The sequence below is a fragment of the Chitinophaga terrae (ex Kim and Jung 2007) genome, assembly GCF_900107795.1.
In the GTDB taxonomy this organism is placed as follows: domain Bacteria; phylum Bacteroidota; class Bacteroidia; order Chitinophagales; family Chitinophagaceae; genus Chitinophaga; species Chitinophaga terrae.
This window is the reverse complement of record NZ_FNRL01000004.1, coordinates 263,410-289,741: the sequence shown is the minus strand read 5'-3', so window position 1 is coordinate 289,741 and position 26,332 is coordinate 263,410. Positions and strand designations below refer to the sequence as shown.

The 26,332-nt window shown below is 46.9% G+C and carries 14 protein-coding genes; 4 read left to right on the top strand and 10 right to left on the bottom strand.

Annotated elements, in window-relative coordinates; all coding sequences use genetic code 11:
• Positions 1 to 404 precede the first annotated feature (404 nt).
• Positions 405 to 3,569 carry a ligand-binding sensor domain-containing protein gene (locus BLV62_RS06360; RefSeq protein WP_089759820.1) on the top strand — a complete coding sequence of 1,055 codons (3,165 nt, stop codon included), beginning with the start codon at positions 405 to 407 and terminating at the stop codon, positions 3,567 to 3,569.
• Here BLV62_RS06360 and BLV62_RS06355 read toward each other — a convergent pair whose 3' ends face one another.
• The 4 genes from BLV62_RS06355 to chrA form a co-directional block, all read right to left on the bottom strand.
• On the bottom strand, positions 3,570 to 4,370 hold the full coding sequence (locus BLV62_RS06355; RefSeq protein WP_089759818.1) for a response regulator transcription factor: 801 nt from the start codon (positions 4,368 to 4,370) through the stop codon (positions 3,570 to 3,572).
• 102 nt (positions 4,371 to 4,472) lie between these two features.
• Positions 4,473 to 6,755 (bottom strand): GH92 family glycosyl hydrolase, encoded by a 2,283-nt coding sequence (locus BLV62_RS06350; RefSeq protein WP_371863511.1) that lies wholly within the window; start codon positions 6,753 to 6,755, stop codon positions 4,473 to 4,475.
• A 108-nt stretch (positions 6,756 to 6,863) separates the two neighbouring features.
• Positions 6,864 to 9,314 (bottom strand): glutaminase family protein, encoded by a 2,451-nt coding sequence (locus tag BLV62_RS06345; RefSeq protein WP_089759814.1) that lies wholly within the window; start codon positions 9,312 to 9,314, stop codon positions 6,864 to 6,866.
• A 179-nt stretch (positions 9,315 to 9,493) separates the two neighbouring features.
• Positions 9,494 to 10,660, bottom strand: a complete 1,167-nt coding sequence (gene chrA / locus BLV62_RS06340; RefSeq protein WP_089759904.1) for a chromate efflux transporter — start codon at positions 10,658 to 10,660, stop codon at positions 9,494 to 9,496.
• 210 nt (positions 10,661 to 10,870) lie between these two features.
• Between chrA and BLV62_RS06335 the strand changes: the two genes are divergently transcribed.
• Positions 10,871 to 12,145: a neutral/alkaline non-lysosomal ceramidase N-terminal domain-containing protein gene (locus BLV62_RS06335; protein WP_168927746.1), complete on the top strand. Its 1,275-nt coding sequence runs from the start codon at positions 10,871 to 10,873 to the stop codon at positions 12,143 to 12,145.
• An 86-nt stretch (positions 12,146 to 12,231) separates the two neighbouring features.
• Here BLV62_RS06335 and BLV62_RS06330 read toward each other — a convergent pair whose 3' ends face one another.
• The 6 genes from BLV62_RS06330 to BLV62_RS06305 all read right to left on the bottom strand — a co-directional run bounded on the left by BLV62_RS06330 (position 12,232) and on the right by BLV62_RS06305 (position 23,874).
• Entirely contained in the window at positions 12,232 to 14,157 is a 1,926-nt protein-coding gene (locus tag BLV62_RS06330; RefSeq protein ID WP_089759810.1) for a glycoside hydrolase family 97 protein, read from the bottom strand.
• A 129-nt stretch (positions 14,158 to 14,286) separates the two neighbouring features.
• Complete coding sequence (locus BLV62_RS06325; RefSeq protein WP_139169966.1) at positions 14,287 to 17,040, bottom strand: MGH1-like glycoside hydrolase domain-containing protein; 2,754 nt, start codon at positions 17,038 to 17,040, stop codon at positions 14,287 to 14,289.
• 56 nt (positions 17,041 to 17,096) lie between these two features.
• Complete coding sequence (locus BLV62_RS06320) at positions 17,097 to 18,560, bottom strand: RagB/SusD family nutrient uptake outer membrane protein (RefSeq protein WP_089759806.1); 1,464 nt, start codon at positions 18,558 to 18,560, stop codon at positions 17,097 to 17,099.
• A 30-nt stretch (positions 18,561 to 18,590) separates the two neighbouring features.
• On the bottom strand, positions 18,591 to 22,043 hold the full coding sequence (locus BLV62_RS06315) for a TonB-dependent receptor (protein WP_211117674.1): 3,453 nt from the start codon (positions 22,041 to 22,043) through the stop codon (positions 18,591 to 18,593).
• Between the two features lie 108 nt (positions 22,044 to 22,151).
• Positions 22,152 to 23,216, bottom strand: a complete 1,065-nt coding sequence (locus tag BLV62_RS06310; RefSeq protein WP_089759804.1) for a FecR family protein — start codon at positions 23,214 to 23,216, stop codon at positions 22,152 to 22,154.
• A 61-nt stretch (positions 23,217 to 23,277) separates the two neighbouring features.
• The gene (locus BLV62_RS06305) at positions 23,278 to 23,874 is read right to left on the bottom strand and encodes an RNA polymerase sigma-70 factor (RefSeq protein ID WP_089759802.1); all 597 of its coding nucleotides are present in this window, start codon (positions 23,872 to 23,874) and stop codon (positions 23,278 to 23,280) included.
• 230 nt (positions 23,875 to 24,104) lie between these two features.
• Here BLV62_RS06305 and BLV62_RS06300 point away from each other — a divergent pair, with 230 nt between their 5' ends.
• Both BLV62_RS06300 and BLV62_RS06295 read left to right on the top strand, forming a co-directional pair.
• A complete protein-coding gene (locus tag BLV62_RS06300; protein WP_089759800.1) occupies positions 24,105 to 24,830 on the top strand; it encodes an ImuA family protein in 726 nt (241 codons plus the stop codon).
• Positions 24,831 to 24,833: 3 nt separating this feature from the next.
• Positions 24,834 to 26,324, top strand: coding sequence for a Y-family DNA polymerase (locus BLV62_RS06295; protein ID WP_089759798.1), 1,491 nt, complete (start codon positions 24,834 to 24,836; stop codon positions 26,322 to 26,324).
• Positions 26,325 to 26,332: the final 8 nt, after the last annotated feature.

Genomic DNA, 26,332 nt, shown 5'->3' with positions numbered 1-26,332 from the left:
ACTTTACACCATGTTTTATTTTGTAGTTGATAAAATGCTATCTGGAAGTAGTTGTATGATAAAGCCTTTATAATCCAGCCAGGTAGGAACGCTACATAATTTCCCCGGCGTTGTTGATCCCCACATTTGTTGGTTACTTGTTGGTAAAATTACTGCGAAGCAAAAATCAAGCGCCTCAATTTTGAATCAAAAAAGGTTTAATTTGTATCATTCTTCCGCGATAGTTTTTCATCCTATTGGCGGGTTAATAAATAAGTAAGTTCTTTGATGATAGATCACCAATGCCTGGCAGCCGGGCATCATGCGCTATAATAACAGCATTCACAACCAACGTTTTAAAGAGAGCAACAGAGAGCGCCATACGCCAACAATTTGTAGTAGCATAATTAGTAAATGACACGTTTATGATCTTGTATCCTGTATCGAGGTACCTGCTGGGTATGCTGACGATACTACTGCTGTGGGGGAGCAGCAGCGCACAACCCATATACTTCAGGCACTATGAAGTGGAAAACGGCTTGTCTAACAATTCAGTGATCACATCACTGCAGGACAAAAACGGTTTCATGTGGTTTGGAACACCGGACGGGTTAAACCGCTTCGATGGATATAGCTTCCGGATATTCCGGTTAAAAGAAGATACCCTTCATTCTATGAACAACAACCCTATCTTCCACCTATACGAAGATGCCAAAGGCACTTTGTGGGTCGGTACCCTGGAAGGTTTGTTCTACCTGAATACTACTGATGGTTCTTTCAAACGATTGCAAAAAACAAAAGGGCAACTGGTAAGGGTTGTACGGGGCGATGATCAAAACAATATCTGGTTCGTAGAGAACGAGATATTGTATAAATACAATGTAGCTACAAAGTCAATAAGTCCATACAAACAACCTGCATTACGAAATATCACCACGCTATATAAATCTGAAGATGGAACAATGTGGCTGGGATGCGCCAATGGCGTGTTAGGAAGATATGACAGCAGGAACGACAGCTTCGTATATTACTCGTCTAACCTGGCTGTAAAAACAGCCAATACCATCGAAACCATTTGTGAAGACAAAGAGAATAACGCCTTGTTAATCGGCACTTCGCAGACAGGCTTGCTGCGGTTCGATCTTCAACATTATCAATGGAGCATAATAAAACTACCGGCTTCAAAACACCAGCAGCATTTTGTAAGAAGCCTGCTGAAAGTAGACGAGCACCAGTTCTGGATAGGTACCGAATCAGGCCTCTATATCCTCAACACCTATACGAACGATATACAGTATATACACAAAGTACCGCACGATCAATACTCGCTGGCCGACAATGCCATCTACTGCATCTGCAAAGACAGGGAAGGCGGTATCTGGCTGGGCACCTTCTTTGGCGGTATAAACTACTATCCTAATCATGCCATTGCATTCGAGAAATTTTTCCCGACATCCAGCAGCACATCGCTGGAAGGCAACGTGATCAGGGAGATCGTACAGGATAAGTACGGGAAGCTCTGGATCGGCTCAGAAGACAAAGGCATTGCAGCGTTTGATCCCGATAAAGGCACGTTCGTGAACTATAACAATGAGAATAAAAATACCATAGGCCTTCCTAACAATATACATGGTTTACTGACAGATAATGACAACCTGTATGTTGGTACATTCAAAGATGGTTTGTATGTTTTTGATCTGAAAACCCGCAAGATCAAACAACATTATCCTGCTTTTTCCAACAATGGATTGAACAGCAATTACATTAATATTCTTTATAAAACAAGATCAGGAGATATACTGGTTTGCACCTCCAATGGCATTTATAACTTTGATCCTACAACCGGACAATTTCAGCAGTTGCCCGACCTGGTAAACAACGAGTTTTATTCCGCCATTCTCCAGGACCGTAACGGGCGTATCTGGCTGGGGACTCACGGAAACGGCATCTATTATATAGATAAAGAACAAAAACCCCGGAAGCTGTCTATACAGGTAAACGGAGACTACCCTTTCGATAAAACGAAAATATTGAACTTCCTGGAAGAGGCAGATCAGCATCTCTGGGTTTGTACTGAGTCGGGGCTTTTTTACGTCGACCCTGTCAAAAATACTGCCTCAGTGTATAATACTTCTTCCGGCCTGCCCAGCAATATCGTGTATTGCATTGTCAGGGATGCGGAGAATAATATCTGGGCCTCCACATCTATGGGACTGGCATATATCAACCGGCAAACAGGACAGATCAAAGTATTTAAACAGAGCGACGGGTTGTTGAGCGACCAGTTCAATCACCGTTCTTCCTTCCGGGATGCGGAAGGAAATATTTATTTTGGTTGTCTTAAAGGGATGATCAGGTTTAACCCGAAGAACTACGCTACTGTCAACTACACTCCTCCTATCTACATCAGCCAGTTGCAGGTCTTTAATAAAAACGTTACCATCAATTCACGGCACCTGCTTTCTGACTACCTTTTCCTGAAAGAAAACAAGATCCAGTTGCCTTATAACAACTCCACCTTTAGTCTTGATTTTGTTGCCCTTACCTATACGGCCCCGGATAACGTCAAGTACGCCTATATGCTGGACGGTATCGACAAGAACTGGAATTATATAGATAAGAATAAGATCATCCATTTTAATAATCTCTCCCCCGGCCATTATATGTTTAAAATAAAATCCACCAACAGCAGTGGATTATGGATGCCTAACGAGACATCTTTCACCATCGAAATAACGCCGCCATTCTGGAAAACAAAACTGGCATACCTTATCTATACCCTTGTTGTTGGCGCTGCATTTTATTTCGCAACCCGGTACTATCATAACCGGTACGAAGAGAAGCAGCAGCGGTTAATGGAGATCTTCACACTGAATAAAGAAAAAGAGCTCTACCAGTCGAAGATCGATTTCTTCACCAAAGTAGCTCACGAGATCAAAACACCGCTTACGCTTATAAAAATGCCGATGGGAAAGATCCTGAAGAACGTAGAATCTATCCCGGAAATGAAGCATGAGATCATGGTGATGAATAAAAACACCGACAGGCTGCTCACCTTAACCAAACAACTGCTGGATTTCAGGATGATGGAATCCGGCAATTACGCGCTGCATTTAACGGCTTGCAACATTGTTCCCATCATCGAAGAGATCTTCAACAACTTCCAACCTGCTATCAGCAATAAAAGGATTGTTTACCGGATAGAGATAAAAACACCGGTGATCATCTGCAACATTGATAACGATGGCTTTATAAAAATAATCAGCAACCTGGTCGACAACGCCATTAAATACTGCCGCTCAAGGATATTGCTCATCGTTGAGTCGGGGCTCTCGGGCGAGCTGGCTTTGGTGCAGGTGATAAACGACGGGGATATTGTGCCTGAAAATGAACGGACAAATATTTTTGAACCTTTTCACCGGTCGGGGAATACGATGACCGCCGGTGCGGGAATTGGTTTATCCCTGGCGAAATCTATTACATTACTTCACCAGGGAAACCTTGAATATACTACAGACGGAGAGTCGAATATTTTTATACTCACGCTGCCTCAACTTAAAGCCAACTATGCGGAAGCGGAAGAAAAATAACTATTGGTGAACGCGCATTAATTTATCAATATACTCGGACGGCGACATCTTAAAATATTTCACGAAGTTTCTCCTGAACTGGCCGGGCGAGTTGTAGCCGGCTTCCTCTGCCAGTTCGTTGATCCTGAAGTTGCCGGAATTGATCATATCCGCCGCCTTTTTCAAACGCGTCAGGTTGATGATATCATGGGGCGAAAGATCTGATATTGATTTGATCTTGCGGTAAAGCGTAGGCTTGCTCATGTTCATTAATACGCTGAGCCGCTCCACGTCCAGCTGGGTTTCGTCCAGGTGTGCATGAATGGTATCGACCAGCTTTTCAAGGAACGCTTCATCCATTTTGGAATGAGCGATGCTGTTAATATGCACGGCGGGCGATTGCGCATAACACTCCTTCAGTTTCAACCTGCCCGAAAGCAGGTTTTCTATTTGCGCATATAAATGATCCAATGAGAATGGCTTTTCTATATAGGCATCAGCGCCGGCCTTCAGGCCATGTATCCTGTCCTGCAGGGTGTTCTTGGCCGTTAACAGGATCACGGGAATATGACTGAGCTCCAGGTTCAGTTTGATCTTCTCACAAAGTTCAAAGCCATCTACCTTGGGCATCATTACATCGCTTACTACCAGCTGGATCAGCTCCTGCTGCAATATGGCAAGCGCTTCTTCCCCATTCCTGGCGGTAAATACCATGTATTCTTTTTTCAAATCGTGGGTGAGGTAATCCAGGATATCATCGCTGTCGTCGGCGATCAGGATCCCTGACTTGGGTTTCTTTAAAATTTGGCTGATCCCTTCCATCTTGTGCTTTATTATTTTTTTGCTACAGAGGTTTTGGCGAATAGGTATAGCTGCGAGATACAATTTAAAGAATAAAACACATTCCTGCAACCAAATTCTCCCTTATTTTGAAACAGAATAAGGGAGATCGGCGGCCTGCAGTTTTCTACCCGTGTCGGGCGTCTTTTTCATGTCGAACGACAGGTTTCCTCCGGCTGCAATGTCCTGGTAGGTGATGAATGTTTTTGTATACGGTTTGCCGTTTAACATGGCATTGTGAGTATATACGTTTTCAGGAGAATTGTTTTTAGCGGTTATAACGAATTTCTTACCATTTTCCTGTGTAATGGTGATCTTATTGAAAAGCGGGCTGCCCATCACGTATTCGTTCGTTCCGGGGCATACGCTGTAGAAACCCAGCGCGCTTAATACGTACCAGGAAGAAGTTTGTCCCTGGTCTTCATCCCCGGGGTACCCGTTTTCTGTTGCATTATATAACCTGCGCATTACTTCCCTGGCGTGATACTGGCTTTTCCATGGTTGTTTGCCATAGTTGTAGAGATATACCATATGCTGGATAGGTTGATTGCCATGGGCGTATTGTCCCATATTGGCCATTACCATTTCCGTCATTTCATGGATCATGCCGCCGTAAGTGCCAACCTTCACGGTATTGGGTTCCGTAAATACCGCATCCAGCTTGGCGCAGAAAGCCTCGTCGCCTCCCAGCATTTTTTTCAGGCCGTTGATATCGTGGAATACCGACCATACCCAATGCCAGGCATTGCCCTCGGTAAAAGGTCCTCCCCATTCTACCGGGTCGAAGTTCTTCAACCAGTTGCCGTTTTCATCTTTTCCCCGCATAAAGCCGGTAGCGCTGTCGAATACGTTGCGATAATTGTACATCCGCTGCTCCCATTCTTTGAGATATTTTTCCTGGTGCGTTTCCGATGCCAGTTTCCAGGCGCAGAAATCATCGTAGGCGTATTCCAGTGTTTTAGCGGTCGCTTCACGGATACGCGGGTAAGGAACATAACCCAAACGGTTATATTCAACATATCCGTCCCTCCCGTTGGCAGGGCCCCACGGACCTTTATTGTTAGCTTCGTGATGGTATGCTTCCAGGGCTGCAGCCGGGTCGAAGGTCCTTATTCCTTTAGCCCAGGCATCAGAGAGCAGCGAGATGGCATGATTGCCTATCATACTTCCCTGTTCGTTAGGGAAAGACCAGGAAGGCAACCATCCGCATTGTTTGTTCGCATCCAGCAGGGCCTGCATGTAACGGCCGTGCATCTGCGGGTACAGGAGCGCATTCAGCGGGAACTGCGCCCTGAAGGTATCCCAGAAACCGGTGTCGGTGAACATATAGCCATCGTGTACAGTACCGTCGTAAGGGCTGAAATAGTAAGGTTTCCCATTCTTGTCCAGTTCATAAAATTTCCTGGAGAACAGGCTGGCCCTGAAAAAGCAGGAATAAAAGGTGGCTTTATCTTCTTCCGATCCGCCTTCTACCAATATTTTAGACAGGTGATCGTTCCAGGTGTTCTTAGCTGCTGCTTTGGTTTGTTCCAATGTTTTATGTGCGCCCAGCTCCCGATGCAGGTTCAGCTTCGCCTGTTCGTCGCTGATATAGGAAGAAGCGGTTTTTGCCTGTACCACTGCTCCATCTTTAAACTCGAGGTAGATGCCTGCCCCTTTTCCCTCTATTTCATTCTTGCCTGCTTCTACTTTGTTATCAGTGTTCTGCCAGGTTCCGTAAGCGTAGAACGGCGTATCGAACATGATCACAAAATGGCTTTTCCATCCCTTCTGGAATCCTCTTCCATTGTTTACAAACCCCGTGATCATCTTTTCTGCGGGATGTATCTTCACCCCGCTTAAGCCTGTATAGCCGTCCAGCACCAGGAATGCCTTATGTCCTTTGGGAAAGGAGAACCGGAGATGCGCTCCTCTTTCTGAAGGCGCCATTTCGGTAGTGATATTGTTATTGAGCGTTACTTTGTAGTAATAAGGCTTTGCAATTTCGTTCGTATGTTCGAAGGCAGTAGCTCTTTCATTTTCGTTAACGGTAAGCTGGTCTATCACCGGCATGAGCGAAAATACCGCGTAGTCGTTAGACCAGGAGCTGCACTGATGCGCCTGCTGAAATCCACGGATGCTTTTTTTGTGATACTGGTATTTCCAGCCATCGCCATTATTGCCGGTTTGGGGAGTCCAGGTATGCATCCCGAAGGGTAAAGCAGTAGTCGGATAGGTATTGCCCCTGGTAAGTTCATGGCTGGAATTGGTGCCCTGCAGGGTGTTTACATAGTCTGCAAGCGCAGTACGCTGACTGTAGGCATTGGATACAGCCAACTGGATAGCAAGCGCTATAAATAATCGTTTTTTCATAACAACCAGTCGTATAGGTGTTGGTTTAACTAAGAATGCATAAAGCGGGTGACCGGAATATGATTGCCCCGAAGGACAAATATATACCAGGTCAACCGCCTTTTTTCTCTTTATACTGATATACTATTTATTCAGTTTATCGTTCAACACTTTCATAAAGTAACCGCCTACCACGCTTCTTGCCTGGAAGCCGGTTTGCTCGCCGTTTGTTGTTTCGTGCCAGTCGCTCATCGGTACCCTGCTTGGGGTTTCAGACATATACTTATGAAGCGGCAGGATGAATTTTTCGAAATCAGCTTTGTTATTTGCCATTACCGCCGTCCACATGATCCAGTCAGATTTCGTATATGTTTTACGTGAATCCAGCGGCAGGCCATAAGGCAGTTGTTTGGTAAGATAATAGCTGATCTCTTTGTTAAATACGCTTGCAGGGAAGATGTTAAAGTTCAGCACTTTGTCCCATACGAGGTTGTATTTCTGGCTCCAGGTGTCCTTTTTATCGAACGACAGGGCGTAGTGATCGCCATCGTCTGCCAGTTTTATCCAGTCCTGTACCATTGTTTTGCTGCGATCGAGGTAATAAGCCGCTTCTTTCTTTTCGCCCAGTTTTTCTGCGAGGAAAGCGTAGCTTCTCAGCGCCATGATAGCTTTGGCGGAGAGATTAACGTTCCCGGCGAGGTGACCTGCAAAGTCGTCTGTACATAACTGGTTGGCCGGATTAAATCCTTCCTTTTCGAGGTATTTAGCCCAGGTTGTAAGTACAGGCCAATGTTTGCGGGCATAGTTGGCATTGCCTTCCGCCTTGGCGATAGCTGCGGTTAAGATAAGCATATTTCCTGCTTCTTCTACCGGCATATCTTCTCCATATACCTGGCCATTGGCAATAGGATATGTTCCCAGGTCGTGCGCTGCAAAAGGCTTGGTCCATTTACCGCTTTCGCTGTAATAGAAGATGCCGTTCATCATACCTTTTTCCAGCTCAGGGTTATAAGCAATGTACAACGGCGCTGAAGGATAGGTCAGGTCTACAGTGGCGATGCAACCGTTACTGAAGTTCTCTTTGGATAAGAAGAGCAGTTCTTTTTGCGGGCTTTCCACTAAAGCATGGGCAGCTATGCTCTGGCGGTAAACCAGTTTGCAGAGGTCTGCATATTCTTTTCCTCCGGCTTTCAGTGCATCGTTGTAAACAACATCCTGGAAGCTCTTCACTTTAACCATCACTTCTTTATAGCCGGCAGCCATCTTGTTCATCAACGCATCAAAACGCTGGTTGCCGTTCTTATTCCACCAGGGGCGGAGATTAGTATGAAAATACTGGATAGCATATACTTCGTCGTATCCCAGCAACATAAATTTCTTCACAGCTTCATTGCCTACCTGGCCAAAGGATACCACTGTGTTCAGGTTCAGGCGTTTTCCCCTGGTAGTAGCTGGGCCCTGGAATTGACCGGAAAGGAACTGGTGAATACCGCTCTTTTCATCGGAAGAAATATATTGTTGTGCATTATCTTTTGAAGCGCCTATATACAGGTACCCCCAATCGATACGGATATCGTCTCCTTTCTTTTCCAGCACCGGTTGTGCAACAGTGCCGGTTTTCAGCAATTTCAGGCTGCCGCTGGCATTCGCTTCTGCCGTTACTTCTTCAGCAGGCATGTTGGTGGCGATTTCTGAATTGGCAGTCAGCAATACGGATACTGCATGTTTATTGCCGTCGTTAGCTCTCACCTCGTAAGTCACATAAGAAACAGGTGTTGACATTAAAGCCAGGTCTTTTATCAGCAAAGGAGAAGTAAAGGTCAGATCCAGGTCCGCGTTTCCGCAGGTAAAGTGGTAGACGGTTTCCATTGCTTTGATCTCCACATCTTTTTGTACGGCAGTTTTGATCAGTTTGCTATCGTCGCTTTCCAGCAGCCTGGAGATACCTGCATCCAGGAACCTGCCGCCTGCGCTGTTATGTACGTGGAAAGCCAGTACATTTTTGCCGGCCTTCAGGTTAGCTTTCAACTGTTCGCCGAGCGGCAGGTAGGTATAATGATTTACCCAACCCTGCTTGCGATAGATCTGTTTGCCGTTCAGGTAAATTTCAATATTATCGTCGTGGTTAATTCTCAGGTAAAGATTATCGAACTTCGTTGCTTCGTTCAGGTTAAATGTTCTGCGTACCCAGAGATCATCTGTATTCCAGGTAGTGTTCGCCTTGGAATCGTCTGAAAACGGCGCTTTACCTGTTTTCCAGCCGGCGTCATTAAACCCGGTTTCAAACCAGTTGGCAGCCGGCTGGTCGAAAGTATAAGCCGCTTCATATACCTGCTCATCTGCCGCAGGGAGTATGCTTACAAATTCTTCAGTTTCTTTCCCGAGGAAACGGTAATAGGTATCATCTACTTTAATAATTCCAACCAGCGAATGGTTAGCTCCTGTCCAGTGCCGGGTTACAGATTCGTTCAGTTTATCTGTACTGCTCCAGATGCTGAAGTAAGGAGTGTGCGTAACAAGCGGATAGCTGGGAGCTTTTTGCTGTGCGCTGAGGAGCACAGACTGGAAGATACAACATACAAGAATAAAGGTCATCCTGCAACACCGATTAGCCAACATTGTCATAATTTTTTGTCAGTTTTAATTTATTACTATAGCGTGAAATTGCACCCTGTTAGACGAACACAAATTTCTGGCAATCAATGCAAGTGTGTTAGCTAAAACGTCTCAATAAAAATCCAAATTGAATCATTTTTAGCAGCTGATCGCCCTTGTCAGGCAAGGTGCAGCCACTGCGTAAGGTGCAATACCAGGAAGCCGCCCAGGCTGCCGATTAAAATTATTACCAGGCTGCTGATCTTTTTGCTGAAGAAACCAAGCAACAGGCAAATCGCTAATATGATAGTGCCCTGGTAACTTTTGAATGTTTCTCCCAGCAAATGAATGCCTACTACTGCAATGATAGAGATGGATGCGGCACTGAGCCCATCGAGGAAGTACCTAAGCTGTTTGCTTCCTCTTGCCCAGGTGACCACTTTATGCAGGAAGAATGAAATGAAGAAAGAAGGCAGGAAAATGGCCACTGTAGCCAATACGCCGCCTGTTACGCCATTGATGAGGAAACCTGCAAACGTGGCGCTGGAAAGGATTGGGCCGGGAGTTATTTGTCCTACGGCGATAGAATCTATCAGCTGTTGCCTCGTTAACCAGTGCTGGTTCCGGACCAGCGATTCATCCATATACCCGAAAAGCACATAGCCGCTGCCGTAGAGAATAGCGCCGATTTTTAAAAAAATTAAAAAGAGTTTGGAATTGGAATATTGGGTAGCAGTTTGTTCAATGGCCGGCAAAGCAACCAACCCCAGGGTCAGCGACATTGCCCTTTTCCCTGCCCTTATGGCCAGGTTTATTAAACCGGCGGCCAGGATCAGGTATATTTCGTTGATCCCGTACAGGGAGCCGGCCAGCACTGCGATGCAGAGAATGATCAAAACCACATTAGACCTGATGGTATTGTTTGTAAGACGGATCACAGCGCCGATCACCAGTGCGGTTGTTGCCGGCCGGATACCGAAAATAAAATCCTGTACGTCGGGGATTGCGCTGTATTGCCGGTAGAAATAACCGAATAACAGGCAGATGATCATTGCAGGCAGGATATAACAAACGCCCGCCACTATGAGGCCCAAACGCCCTCCCCGCTCCTTCCCGCAGTGCATGATGATCTCTACTGCATTAGGTCCGGGAATGATATAGGAAGTGCTTAAAATATCGGTGAAATGCTGGTGATCGATCCATCGTCTCCTGACCACCATTTCATTTTCTATTGTAGCCACCATGCCTGCGATGCCGCCAAACCCGATAACGCCCAGTTTAAAGCAGGAGAAGGCTATTTCTTTCAATCGTACAATGCTGCTGTCATTTTCGCTGATCCCATCCATAAGCTGCCTGGTCTGTTTGCAGGGTTTAAAATAGGAATTTGCTGCTGTTATCGGCAGAAAAAATGTATAAATGGTAATAATAATTTCCTGATTCCTGGTACAATATTCTCCCTGCTTCAAAAAACACTGGTTATCTCGGGCCTGCCGATTATTTTTATCTCACAAGAAAATACATTCAAAATGATTGCTTTAAATTCCACGAAGCGTTCCATGAGAACGTTACTCAGCATTCTATTGTGCTCACTTTCCCTTCAGCAGGCCTTTGCCGGTAATGGTAAACTAATGGCCGGTACAGGCAAGATCAACATCACGCCCAAAACAGACCAGAAGATCCACGATTCTGTGTATGCCAGGAGCCTGGTGTTGGAGGTACAAGGCCAGCGACTGGCCTTTGTGTCCCTTGATCTGCCCATTTTTACCAGCGACCGGGTTGTAGAAGCATGCAAACAGCAATTCAATATTGCCAGGGTGATACTCAGTTCTTCTCACAATCACTCCGCTCCCATGGTTGACAACAAGATCAATGTTTCTGAAAGCAGTCCGTTCCAGCCCTATTATGAAGCGCAGATCATCAAAGTGGTCGGAGAGGCCGTGGCAAACATGTTCCCTGCGAAAATTGCCGCAGGAAAAAGCACTTTCCCTCAACTGGGCTTTAACCGCCTGATAATGCGGGAAGATGGCAAAGCCCGCGAATCCTGGATCGCAGACGATCATTACAGGCGGGAAAATCCTGAACGCATTCCATTTGGCCCTGTAGACCCGGAGCTGGGCGTACTCAAGATCACCGACCTGGCAAACAATCCTAAGGCCATTGTAATGAACTATGCCATGCATGCGGATATTGTGTGCTTTAACTACGAGGTATCGGCCGACTACCCCGGCGTAGCTTCCAGGAAAGTGGAAGCCAGCTTTGGCGATAAAGTGACCTGCCTGTTCGTGAACGGCGGCGGCGGAAACGTAGAGTCGCTGATGATCAGTCCCCGCAAAAGCGGGCCTGACGACACTTCCACGAAAACAGACTATGCGCCTATGGAAAGGACGGGCGAGCTGCTGGCCTGGGAAGTAACAAAACTGGCCAGGAATATTTCCATGCCGGCAACCGGGGAAACGGATATCAGATACAAGGTAGATTCTTTGAAGTTTACAGGAAGATATGACAGCAAAAGGATCTTCAATGTACACCTGATCACGATGCTCATCAACAACAATATTTCTGTTGCCGTATGCCCGGGAGAAATGTTTGTCCAGTTCCAGCTCGACTGGAAAGATAAGATGAAACTGGCGGGGGTGAATGGATTTATGTTTGGTTATTCGTGGAGCGGGGGCAAATGGCCCGGTTATATTCCCGATGTGCGTTCTGCCGCTCTTGGCGGTTATGGAGCCGATGGCGATAACCTGATACAGGTTGGAGCCGGGGAACAGATAGTGACCAAACACCTGGAAAACTATTATAAGCTCACGGGGCTGATACGTAGTTCCCTGTAAATGGCAAAAGGCTCACAGCGCTACCTGTGAGCCTTTTTTACCGCTGTCAGTCAACTACTATAGCGGTTGAATATGCATAGTTATGATCACTCAATTACCAATACAAAACCTCCGTTGGCAGCCAGCGAAATTGGCAACGCCCCGCTGGCAGGAAGGGTTATTTCCGTTTGTTTCAGGAGATCGCTGCTATCTTCATTGATCCATACTGCCTTTCTTTTTCCAAGGAAGGCGAGATCCAGTTTCAGCTCTTTCGCAGTTTGTTCTCCATTGACCCCCGCAACAAACCATTTATTGCCACTGCGTCTTGCGATCACCACATCCTTCCCGGGGTAGCCGGTAATGAAACGGGTTTCGTTCCAGGTATCAGGCAAGGTGCGCAAAAACTGTTTGGCAAATCCCGGTACATGGCTCATCCCTTCAGGCGATTCCGCCATGTGCTGGATACCCGACCAGAAAACGATAGTAGTGGCCAGTTCAAACGCAGCAGTGGTTTTCCTGACAGTGTTGGTAGAAGTGAATTTATAAAGATTCATCGGCGTAAAGTCCATAGGATCGAATACATTCCGGGTGAATGGCAGCATGGCTGCATGGTTTGGCAGTTTATCCGCATCCTTCTGGTCAAAAGTCGCATACTCCATTCCTTTCACCGCTTCTGCGGTTACGAGGTTAGGATATGTCCGGGCTATGCCTCTTGGCAACGTTGCGCCATGAAAATTCACCATAAGATCGTACCGGGCAGCGTCCTGCAAAATATCGTCGTAGTACTGCATGACTGATTTTCCATCTCCGCCAAAGAAATCAACTTTAATGCCTTTGATACCCATCGACTGTAACAGGGCAAACTCTTTTTGCCGCAGTTCTTTGGTGAGCAGTTTATTGCGGGGCGTATATTTTACAGTGTTCCAATCGCCCGCCGAATTATACCAGAGTATCAATCCAACATTCTTTCCTTTGGCATAATCGGCCAGCTCTTTTATTTTATCATACCCGATGTTCCTGTCCCAGTTCACATCTATCAGGCAATATTGCCAGTGCATATCTGCCGCAAAGTCTATATACTTTTTCTGTTCTTCGTAGATAATATAGTCATCCTTACTGTTGATCCAGCTCCAGCTGGCTTTGCCCGGCTTAACGAAAGAAGCGTTTTTAATTGCGCGGGGATCTGCCAGGTCGGTGCCCAACGTTGATTCCACGATCGTTTTCAGGGAACCTACCGCGATGATCCTCCACGGCGAAACTCCATTCATTTTTTGAACAGGCAGCAACTGTTTATCAAAGATTACTTCCCGTGCATCAGGGAACTTTACTTTATATTCTGGGTTGCCATTCTCGCAGTCCAGGTGCGTGGCGCACCAGTCGCGCCCTACGGCAGCTTCAGAGATCAGCACCCAGTTACCGGCAACATGGAACAATGCCGGGTATATAAACCCTGCACCCAGTTCGGAAGGCGTACCGGCTGGTACATCCTGGTAATAGTGTTCTTCGTACGACGGGTTGGCTTGTTCCCAGCCTGATTTAGCTACGGCTAAAGGCTGGATAAAAGCCCTGGCGGTTGGTAAGGCAAACGATGTATATTCCGCTTTAACGGTTTTTACTTCTCCATTGCCGGCAAACTGGTACCTGAAGGCTACCCCGTCGTTCGACACCTGGAAAATAACCGCTATTTTCCGGCCGCTTCTCTCCTGGAAGGTAAACGTCCTTTTCTTCGCCAGGTAATGATTGATGGTCCTTTTCCCGCTTATCATGTTATACTGATCGCGTACGGATTCGATTCCCGAAGCAGCAACGAGCTTTAAGCCGCTAAAAAAGTTGATACCATCGAGTTCCAGGCCCAGAGAAGAAGGCGCCAGCAACTTCGATCCGTTAAATGCAATGGTATACTTGGGATTTCCCTGGTCGTCTGTAAATACATCAACAACGATCCTGCCGTCGGGGCTGGATACCTGGTGCGCAGCCAACAGGCGCAGGCCTGCCAGCATTAATAACGTGGTGAATGCAAAGATCTTTTTCATGAATTGTCAAATACTTTTGGGCTGTCATTAAACCGAGGATGCCCTCCTCATTTCGGCCCAAAAGTACTTATCATATATTTTTTAGATTTCCATTTTATCGATAAAAAAATGCACTTTATAGATATCCTGTCACTTCTTCCGGATCAGTAATGTCCCGCTTTTGTTTGTTGCAGGCAAGGTAAGCTGTAGTACTCCTTTAGCCATACGGGCTATTGCAATCGGTTTCCCGTTAAACGTTGCCTGGTAATCAAACGCCGGGTTCATTCCGGCCAGCATTGCCCGCTTATGCGGAGCCGTTGCCTGGTCGAACGATATCGCTGCTTTGTATTCCGTATACTCCCCGTTAAACGCCTGTTCGTTGATCCATATTTCAAATCCTGGGGTGATGGTCCCGGTTTTAAAATAGGCCGCAAACCAGGCCAGTACAGGGGTCGACAATCCCGAAAACTGGTGCCAGCCGGCTCCCCTGCCGGTTGATGCCAGGAAATGTTCGAAAGTATAATAGGAAGCATCTGTTTCCCGCCTGAAAACATCCAGGCCTTTCATCGCTACTTTGCTGGCAAGATCGCTCCTGTCCAGGTCCAGCATTGTTTTCCAGACAAACCACTGATGCGGCATCCATACGGCCCCATTCCAATAACCGTCTGCCAGGTAATAAGGGGCCGACTGATCTACTACTGTAATGCCCGAAGGACTCCACATATGCCTGGGGGAAAAGAGCTTATCTATTAGTCCTTCCTGCTGGGCAGGCGTACAAATGCCCGCTACAAGGGGGTAAGCTCCATCCAATCCCTTGTTGAAATTGTCGCCCGACCGGGGATCTTTGAAGAAAGTGGTTGCACGACCGCTACTGTCGTGCAACATATAGGAAAAATAACCGCTGCCTGCATCCCATGCCTGGCGTTGCAGTGCGGTCGAAAATCTTTGAATATCCTTATCATATTCTTCCAGGTCAGCAGTTTTATTCAGCGCCCTGGCGGCCATCCTGAGAATTTTCGCCATGCGGATCACCTGCGCCGTGGTGATCACCGGGGTAACGCTTTTTTCCAGTTGCCTCTTGTGTACTTCCACTTGCGGAGGATAGTCGTCCCAGCCGCCTGAGTTGTAGAAATAATCCCAGGTCTTAAGCAGGTTGGATTGAAGTACATTCGTTGTTGAACTTCCGTAACGCCCTGCCATAAATTCGTAATACTGTTTCAGTCCCGGGTAAAAATAACTGAGTAGTTCTTTGGATTGGGTTTTATTCCAGATCTCCAGGAACGCATAGACCTGCACAGGAACCGGGGAACCATGATGCACAAAGGCCGACTGGCTGCCCGGAGGGGTCAGGTAAGCGTTAAGACAATCTATCGCCAGCTTAAGACTATCAGCAGTTGTTAATCCCAATGCTATGAAGCCAACATCCCAAGTATATAAACTATTCCACCATTTACCTGGCGTAAAATGCCTGATGTATTGACCCTGCGTATAAATGGGATAAACAATATTAGAGAACAAGGCGCTTTTCAGCATTTTGTTAGTAAAAAGATAGGGCGCTCCTTCCGGTAATATTCCTTTGACCGCAGAGATAGTATCCTTTAACTGCGCCGCGAAACGCGTTTGCAAAGGAGTGTTCTTGGTCAGCGTTGCCAGCACACTGTCCTTCGGCCCATAGCTGATCAACGCAGTACAGGTCTGTGAAGAAAATGGCTGCAACTCAACGGGCCTGATAAAGACATTCGCGTATTCTCCCTTCATATTTCCTTTCAACACTTTGCTTACATGGTTATGCGTTACCTCCCGCATATAAATATCCAGTTCGTCGTTCTGTATAGTCCGGATCCTGGAGGGCTCCTGATCCCAGGTGATGCCGTAATACATGGGGATATCACGGTATTTCAGCAATAAGGTATGCGCTTTTGGATCTTCTTCCGTTACAGGGCTTTTAGAAATCGTTGCAGGAACGATCCTGACAGGCCCTTTTGAAGTAGTCAGCGCAAAACCATTCAGTACTATATCGCCGCCGCCAAGAGAAGTGATGGCCAGGCGTTGCCTGTCTTTTCCTGCTGTAAAAGGAATTTCCGCGATCGCCAGTGTATCAGAGGGTTTGAAATCAACCCGCTGGTTAAGGAGTCCTGAGAGCTGCAGGGCCGATCCTTTGCCGCTCTTCATCGTGTATACGAGGAGCAGTCTGCCTTGCACTGCATCCTGAGGGAAGTTCACTTCATACTCCAGCTTATCGCCAGCCTGCCTGCCAAACCCCTGCCCTATTCCCCGGCCTTCTATCAAACCCTGATCCCTTACTTCTCCCCGCATCCAGCCATCAGTGACCAGGTTATCGGTAGGCTTCTTTACGGCATAGGAAACGGACCTGTAACCAACGGCGTTATACCATTTTGCATCGTTGTCGTGTTGCAAGGTAAACAGGCCATAATTTTCAGGATAACTGACCGATCCTACCAGGTTCAGGGAGAGGTTCTGAGGAAGTGCGGTATTATTGACGCAATGCACCGATACCAGCACGGTTGACGGGTCTATTAGTTGATAAGTGACATCCGTATACACCTGGTCTTTCCATTCCAGCTCATAACGGTACACAATCTTACTCAGGTCTTCTTTTACATTCCAGGGAAAGTAAGAGGATTCGAAGCGAACATTAGGTACGAGTATTTTATTACGGTAATAGCCTGGCAATACCGAAAAATCGAAACGCTTGCCGGATTTCAGTTCCGGGATATGCGAGATCCCTGCATACCCTTTGGAATATGGTCCCCAGGCCGGCAGGTGCAGATCATGGTTACCATTCAGTCCTGTTGTATCGTACCGTGGAATATTTACCTGCGCAATGCTTTCTCCCGCCAGTAAAGACAGCAGGCAAAAAGCAAGTCCTTTCATTGATTTCATAATAGAAACATTGCATAGAAAAACAGGCCAGGGCTGTCGCCTCTGGCCTGTTTAAATCAGTTAGATCCTTCGTTCTGCGTGATCTTTGTTTTGTTGATATCTATCTGGCTTTGTGGGATGGGGAACACCAGGTTCTGGTTAGTAACCGGGTTCACCAGGTTGATCTGGGTAGCTTTCCCGTTCATTACCGGGATAGCGCGTCCTGTTCTTACCAGGTCGTACCAGCGCAGGTTTTCAAATGCAAACTCCACTCTTCTTTCATGTTCCATAGCCAGGCGGAATGCAGCCTGGTCGGGTACCTGGGCTGCGGTCAGATCTTTCAGGCCGGCCCTGTTGCGTACCTTGTTCAGGTAAGTAAAGGCATCGCCATTGGCTACATATGCTGCTTCGTTCAGGCACTCTGCATACATGAGCAACACATCTGCATAACGGATCACAGGAATATTGTTTCCATTGTCGTTGGCGGTTGCAGGTACATCAAAATACTTCTTCACAAAATTACCTGGAATGGTCGTACCGCTGGCATTGACATAGGAAGTAGCAACGGTTGCATCTTTCCGCAGATCGCCCGCTTCGTAATCATTCACCAGGTCGTTGGATGGCGTGTTGTTACCCCCGCCTCCGAACATGATCACCGCGTTGCCGGAGTTCTGGGGAGCAAAAGAGTTAGGCCATGGATTGCCAAGTCCTACGCCCCCTGACTTATACTGCACATCAAAAATAGCTTCCTTGTTATTCTTGTTGCTTACTTTAAAAAAATCGGCGTACGAGGTTACCAGGTCATACTGCTTCTGGTCTATCACCGCTTTCAACTGTTCGGTAGCCTGCGGATATTTCTTTTGGGTGAGCAATACCCGCGCCAGTATAGCTTTTGCGGCGCCCTGGGTAGCGCGGCCAATATCGTTACCATTGTAAGAAACCGGCAATGCCTGCGCCGCTTCCGTAAGGTCTTTTTCTATCTGCGCATATACTTCGGCTTTGGGATTTCTGCCATAGGCATATCCGTCGTCCGAGTTCACAATTTCTTTCAATACCAATGGCACATCTCCGTAAGTACGTACCAGGTTAAAGAAGAATAAGGCCCGCAGGAATTTTGCTTCACCGATATAACGCGCTTTCAGGTTGTTATCCATTGCAATAGGATCAATACGGCCCAGTATAGCATTGCATCTTGCTATCGCGTTATAACTATCCGCCCAACGGTTATTGATATATGGATTGGTAGTGCGTATATAGAAGCGGTCAAATTCATCCTGGTCGGTAACCGAACCGGAAGATACTGGCACTGCGTTATCTGATCTCACTTCTCCAAATATATAACTGTCGGCCCCATAGGTGCCGTTTAACCTGAGCCCGGCGTATGCGCCGTTCACAGCGTTCCTGAAATCTTCCGCTGTCTGGTAAAAATTACCGGTAGTAACACTGGATTTCGGCTTAAGGTCTATAAACCCTTTACCACAGGACGACAGCATAAGCACAACCAATCCTGCCTTGTATATGATATGATTATTGAATTTCATCTGATATAATTTTTGTCGTTTAACCAGGCATTAAAAACCAATATTGATACCTAATGTCATCGTTCTTGCCAACGGGTAGCTGCCATAATCCACTCCTCCTGTTAAAGCGCCTTCATAGTTACTAACTTCAGGGTTAAAATTCAGGTACTTTGACCAGGTATAAAGATTCTGCACAGAAGCGTATATCCGTACCTGTTGCAGCCTGATACGATCCGTCACCGATTTAGGCAATTTATAGCCCAGGCTCACATTCTGTATCCGCAGGTAAGAGCCGTCTTCAACCCAGCGGGACGATACGGCATTATTGTTTCCGGTAGTGCGGGCATTGGCTCTTGGTTCAATGCCGTTACCGGGATTCTGTGGTGAACGCCAGCGATCCAGGATTATCGACAGGTTATTGCCGCCGCCTTCCAGGTTATCGAAGAACCGGCGGCTCAGGTTAAGGATCTTCCCGCCCTGCGTACCTTGAATGGAAACAGAGAGATCGATGTTCTTATAAGAGAAAGTATTGGTCATGCCATAGATGAAGTCTGGCTGGTTGTTTCCTATAACGGTCCTGTCTTTTGCATCAATAATGCCATCGCCGTTTATATCCGCGTATTTCACATCGCCGGGCCTGGTTGTTTTATCGTGTGGATTGGTATGCAGGTCGGCTTCATCTTTAAAGACGCCAAGTTGTTTGTATCCATAGAAACTACCGATGGGCTGGCCTATCATCGTGATATTCGTTTCGCCGATCCCGCTGCCGGTCAGTATAGGATCGCCTGTGGGCCCCAGTTCCAGTACCTTGTTCTTGTTAAAGGAAAGATTGGCGCTGGTGTTCCAGGTGAATGCGCCTGTAAGGTTATAACTGTTCACAACAAACTCCATCCCTTTATTGCTCATTCTGCCGATATTTTTATAGGCAGATCCAAAGCCTGTCAGCGTAGGTACGTTCACGTATAATAACAGGTCTTTGGTGATACGATCGTAATAATCTACAGAAACGAAGATCCTGTTCTTCAGCAAACCAATTTCGAGGCCCAGGTCGAGCTGCTGGTTGCGTTCCCAACCCAGGCTGTTGTTAGACAGAGAATTGATAGCAAGGCCAGTAGCCAGGTTATTGGTAAAGGCATAATTGGCTGTGCCAAGCGTCCCCATATACGGATAGTAGACGGAGAAGGCGTTGTTGCCTGAAAGACCGTAGCTGACACGCAGTTTGAGTTCTGAAAGCGCTGACAGGTTCTTCATAAAGGGTTCTTCCGTAACCCTCCAACCTACAGAGGCGGCCGGGAAAGTACCAAACCTGTTATCTGGTCCGAAGATAGAAGACCCATCGCGGCGCACAGATATTTTAAGCAGGTATTTAGAAAGATAGTTATAGTCTACTCTTGCAAAGTAAGATACTGTTGCATTTTCCGTTTTCTGGGAAGTAACGGATGTTGGCAAACCTGCGGCGTTCAGCGTTTCCACGATGTCGTTTGCAAACGCGCTGCCGGCAGCATTGGAAGACTGGTATTGCACTTTATTGGATTCGGTACCAGCCAGCACTTCCAGGTTATGTTTGTTGTTAAACGTCACGTTATAGGTCAGCACCTGGTTTACCAGCCAGTTAAGTTCCTGTTCAGAAAATGCGCTTCCGGTAGCGGCGGTAGGCGGCAACTGCTGGTTGAGCGGCATTTTTGAAGTCGTATAGGCATTTCTCCTGTTCTGGAAAAGATTGACGTTCCCCGACACCCTGTATTTCAGGTTGGGAAGGAATTTATATTCCGCATACACGTTGGATATGAGGTTAGTCTGGTCAAACTGGCTGTGGTATTCGCTGTAATTGGCTACAGGGTTGGTAATGCCCGGCAGGTTGTATGGCGCTGCCAGCGCCGCTTGTGAAGAATAGTTCCCTTTATCGTCGTAGATCGGGGCCATAGGCAATGCAGACAATGCAGCGTTGATGATGCCATTATCTGCCCAGTGGCCGTCGGATTTCACCTCCTGTGTTATCCTGTAAGAAGGATTGATGTTGGCGCCTAACGTAAGTTTCGGGGTAGCTTTAATATCTACGTTGGCGCGTAAAGTATAGCGGTCCATGGCTGAGCGCTGGATGATACCATCTTGTTTGAGGTAGCCTGCGCTCACTGTATACTGCACGGTTTCCGTACCGCCGCTGGCAGTAAAATGATAGTTGCTGATAGGCGCCCGGCGGAAGATCAGGTCCTGGAACTTATGATCAGGAAGCGCCGCTACTTTAGCCGGATCATCGAAATTGAACCAGTCGAACAGGTCGCCGCGGGCGTACCTGTAACGCAGGTAGTCAGAAGGCCTGGCGCTGTTGGGGTCTGTAATTTTAGCGCCGGGAACATTGTCCAGGTACGCATTGTTAGCCGCCTCTTTTGCAAACTCAGCGAACTGCTGGGAGTTGAGTACATCCAGTTTCTTCGTTACCTCCTGGTAACCGGTGTATACGCTTAATCCCATTTTTGTTTTGCCGGCGCGGCCTCTTTTTGTAGTTACCAGTATAACGCCGTTGGACCCTCTGGAACCATAGATAGCCGCAGAAGAAGCGTCTTTCAGTACATCTATCTTTTCAATTTCATCGGCGTCAAACAACCCGAAAACTGTTGGCGAAACAATATTGCCATCTACTACGATCAATGGGTTATTACCGGCGGTAATAGACCCGAAGCCCCGTACCTTGATGGCGGGCGTTCTGCCTGGGCTGCCGGAATTCTGCTGCACTACTACGCCGGCTATTTTTCCCTGCAGTCCTGTTGCCACGTTAGAAACCGGCATGTCGCGGAGTTCCTGCATGGGAACAGAGGCAATTGCGCCTGTAACATTCTGCTTCTTCTGGGTGCCATAACCAACTACCACTACATCGTTCAGGTTGCTGGAAGTGGCCAGCATTTTGACGCTGAGCACCGTTCTGCCATTCAGCGGAATTTCCTGCGAAGCGTAACCGATATAGGTGAATATTAAGATATCGTCTGCCGAGCGGGTGTTTAAGTTAAAATGCCCTTCGGCGTTAGTGGTTGTACCAAGAGAAGTGCCTTTGATATTGATGCTTACACCTGGTAAAGGCTGACCGCTTTCATCAGTCACAGTACCGCTAACGGCTACACGGGTCCGTTCAGCTTCCCTGTCGTTGCCGGATGAAATAACGATCAGGTTATTCCCCATATCCTTGTAACGCAATCCTGTTTTATCCAGCAGTTTATTGAGGGCATCCGTCACCTTTGCCTCCTTAACAGAGAAATCAACTTTTTTCGTTAACAGGGAAAGATCGTAATTATATAAGAACCTGACTTTGGTCTTTTTCTCGATCACATTCAGGATAGTACGCAACTCAGTTTGTTCAAAGCTGGCTGTTAAAGTCTGGCTGAATACTTTCGCGGCATTGACCTGGGTAGCAGTAAGAAAAATAATTAACATGGAAAGCTTCATACATAGAAGGAATTTAAGCAGACATAGTGCTTTTCCCTCCCTGGCAGGAGGTGCGTTTTTTTTCATAACTTTGGATTTATTGTTTAAAAAGTAAGAAACCCGTGATTTTGCCGATCGGAGGTTTCTGAACATTAGACTAAGGGGGAATGTTAGCGCATTCCCTTTTTTTGGTTGTTACTTGTAAATATCTACCTCATTATTATTGATTTTAAAGGTGAAGGGTTCTGATACCTGGAGGGCTGATAATACTTCAGCTACCGTTTCGTTCTCAAATCTTGCATGAAACCTGAATTTTGCTACAGCAGGATCATGAATTGATATTTTTACATTGAACCATCTTTCCATTTCACCGGCGATCTCCCCGAAATCTTCCCCGTCAAAAACCAGTTTGTTGTATACCCATGCTGTTTCTACTACAGCCGTATCCATTGCATTCTTCTTGAGTTGTACTACCATCATATCGCTGGCGGAGGGATTGGCAGTTTCCTTAGTGGGATTATGTTCTACAGCCTTGCTCACCACTACTTTTTCGTGCGGATGCAGGAGGATGGCGGGCTGCTGGCCCTGGCCCTTCTTTGAAACCTGCACCAGTCCTCTTATCAGCGTAGCTTCTGTCCGGCTTTCTTCCGGGTAGCTTTTTACATTGAAAGCAGTACCCAGTACCCTGATGTCCAGGTCGCGGGTGCGTACAATAAAAGGGCGCTCGGCAACTTTAGCAACATCGAAATAGGCCTCTCCTTCCAGCTGCACTTCCCGGATGCTGTCTGAAAAGGTAGCAGGATAGCTGATGCGACTTCCTGAATTCAGCCATACAATACTTCCATCAGGGAGCAAGAGCCTTGACTTGGCGCCTGGTTTAGCAACTGTTTCCACGCGGGAAGCCAGGTTCCTGGCAGATGAATTATGATACTGCGAAACATACCACCACGCGACAGCTACCAGGCCTGTAAAAGCCGCTGCAATAGCCAGCCAGGCCGGCAGTTTATATTTATGTACCGTCTTTTTCTCTGCTGCGTCATTAGCTGCTGTATTGAGTATATAATGAAAATGCGCTTCAGGGTCTTCGTCTATACCCGCAACAGAAGAAACAGGGGTAGTCCAGTATTCTGCCAGTACGGAAAGAAAGTAGGCGTCGCCTGGCTGCTCCTGCAGCAGAGCGTCCAGTTCCTTTATTTCTTCCGGGGAGGCTTCCCCTGATAGTTTCCTGGCAATTAGCTGTGCAATCCTTTCTTTATACATTGAACCGTTGTTAATGATAAAGACAGGAAAAAAGGAAGATGACCTTAAAGGTTTTTAAAAATTATTTTTTGACTGATTTTTTGGGGAAGGAAGTAAAATGCGATTGTACTTTTTCAGCAATGCGTTTAACGGCGATCACCATCTGGGCGTCTACCGTGTTAACGGTCAGGTTAAGGATCTCTGCTACGTCCTTGTAGCGGAGCCCATCTTCCCGTACCAGTTTGAAGATCATTTTACAGCGTGGAGGCAGGGCTTCGATAGCGGAGGTGATCCTCTTTTGCAGTTCGGCACTGATCATCTTCTGATCAGGCAACTGGTCACGGCTCAGGGCGATATCCAAATGATTAAAAGGTTCTGTGATCTGCCGGTTGGCTTTGGAAGAAAGATAGTTCAATGCGCTGTTCTTAACAGCTACATACAGGTATACCCGGATATTTGCGATCGTGGTTGCCTTTTCTTTTTGCTTCCATAGCCTGATAAATACATCATCCACTACTTCTGTAGCAGCTTCTTTTACACGGATAATAGAAAATGCAAACTGGTTGAGGCGGGGACTGAAATAATGAAACAACCGACGGAACTCCTGTTCATCGCCATTGGCGATGCGTTGAAGCTCTATTAATGGCTCTTCGTTTGTAGGCTGTAGGCGACTCACCATGCAATCGATTGTATTATTGTTTATTAATATGCGGAGTTTCCCTTTTATACAATTACAATGTTAACGCAACTGGTTATTTTATTCAAGTTTTAGTTTAAATTTTTTCTCACAACACTAAAGGAACCAATAACATCGCACTTCTCCCGTTACTTTCTCAAAATACAAGCTAAAATTTTTTGCATTTAATACTAATATTTTTAGTAAACTTGCCGTGAGATTCTGCTTCAAAAATGGCAACGAAGGAAGAGATAGTAAATGGATTGCGGAAAGAACTGCTGTTACTCCAGGGTTTCAGAACAGCTTCATCTGAACAGGCCAAAGTTGACCTGGGCGAGATGAATGCCTGTTTTCCGAACGGGATCTTCCCTGCCCATGGCGTACACGAGATCATCAGTCTTTCGATGGCAGACAGGCCCGCCTGCAGCGGGTTTATTTCAGCCATTGCCGGCATGCTGATGAAGAACAGCGGTCCTGGCATCTGGATCTCAACAGAGCAACGGATCTACCCTCCTGCGCTCATGCTATTTGGCATTACCCCTGAACGGATCATTTTCGTACAGGTTCCGAGGCCCGTAGATGTTTGCTGGGCTATGGAAGAAGCGCTTAAAACAGAAGGCCTGGCAGTGGTGATAGGAGAATTACAGGAACTGGGTTTTGAAACATCCAGGCGCCTGCAACTGGCAGTAGAAAAAAGTAAAGTAACAGGGTTCGTGTTACGGCATCTTCCCCGCAGGATGAACCCTACCGCCGCATTGTCGCGCATCCGCGTTTCTCCTGTCCGCAGCGCCATGGAAGAAGGAATGCCGGGAGTCGGAGATCCGCGCTGGCAGGTTGAAGTATTGAAAACACGCAATGGTAAACCAGGCAAATACCTGATGGAATGGGTAGATGATCGCTTCATACCTGTTACCGGAACGGGCAACGAAGGTTTTACCGAGCAACGGAAAATAGGGTGATAAATGCGAAAACGATATGTGTCTATATGGTTTAAGTTCCTGAAAACGGATTACTATCAACGCAGGCAACCGGCATTGAAAGAAACGCCTTTTGTGCTCACAACAAAACAACACGGAAGGATACTGGTTAGCGCAGTTAGCGAAAAAGCATACAGGGAAGGCGTTACAGAAGGCATGTTGCTTTCTGATGCCAGGATCATTGTTCCCGGCATCCAGGCTATTGACGATGAACCGGATTTAGACAACCAGCTGTTGCACAGCCTGGCCGAATGGTGCATCCGCTTTACCCCGCAGGTTTCCGTATACCTTCCTGATACCCTCATCCTGGATGCAACCGGTTGCCCGCATCTCTGGGGCAATGAAAGCAACTACCTGAAAGAGATCATCCACCGGCTCCGCGCATTCGGCTATCATATCTACGCCTCCATGAGCGATACCATAGGCGCCTCCTGGGCATTAAGCCACTATACGGGTAATCGCCTCATTCCCCCTCGTCAGCAGCGGGAAGCCCTCTATCCCTTGCCTGTAGAAGCGCTGCGCATAGATCATACTATCGCAGAACGTTTAAACCAACTGGGGCTAAGAACAATTGCTGGTCTTACCGCTATTTCACCTTCCGCCCTGAAACGCAGGTTTGGCGACGCTTTGCTGACCCGCTTGCAACAGGCGTTCGGGGAAAAAGAAGAATGGCTGCAGTATGTAGTTCCCCTTTCTCCCTATATCGAACGGCTGCCCTGTATGGACCCTATTGTTACCAGAACAGGAATAGAAATTGCCCTCGAACGGGTACTCAAACAACTCTGCACACGCCTGCAACAGGAAAACAACGGGCTTAGGCAATGTATCTTCAAAGCATACAGAACTGACGGAAAAACATTGCAGGTAGAAATAGGCACTCACCGCCCTTCCAATAACACAGCGCATCTTATTAAACTTTTCGATCCTAAGCTATCAGCCATCGAACCAGGCCTGGGGATAGAACTGTTTGTGCTGGAAGCATTACTGGTAGAACCGCTTAATCCTTCTACCCAAAAACTATGGGAAGCATCCAGTATAGATAATAACAGGTTGGCTGAGCTGGTAGACAGGTTAAGCGCCAGGCCGGGCGCACACATCACCAGGTATTTACCCGATGAACATCACTGGCCCGAACGCGCCATCAAACCTGCTTCAGCGCTGGACGAACAACCGTTAACCAACTGGCAGCTGAACAGGCACCTTCCGTTATGTTTGTTCAATACCCCGCTTGCCATTGCAGTATCTGCCCCCATCCCCGATTACCCGCCAATGAACTTCCGGCTTAACGGTCAGTTGCATGAAATTATTAAAGCAGATGGTCCTAAACGCATAGAAAAAGAATGGTGGATAGAAGAAGGAGAACACAGGGACTATTATGTAGTGGAAGATAAGAACGGAAGCCGGTACTGGGTATTCAGAAGCGGGCATTATGAAAAAGGGAATGCCCAGTGGTTCCTGCATGGCGAGTTTCCTTAAAAAGTGAA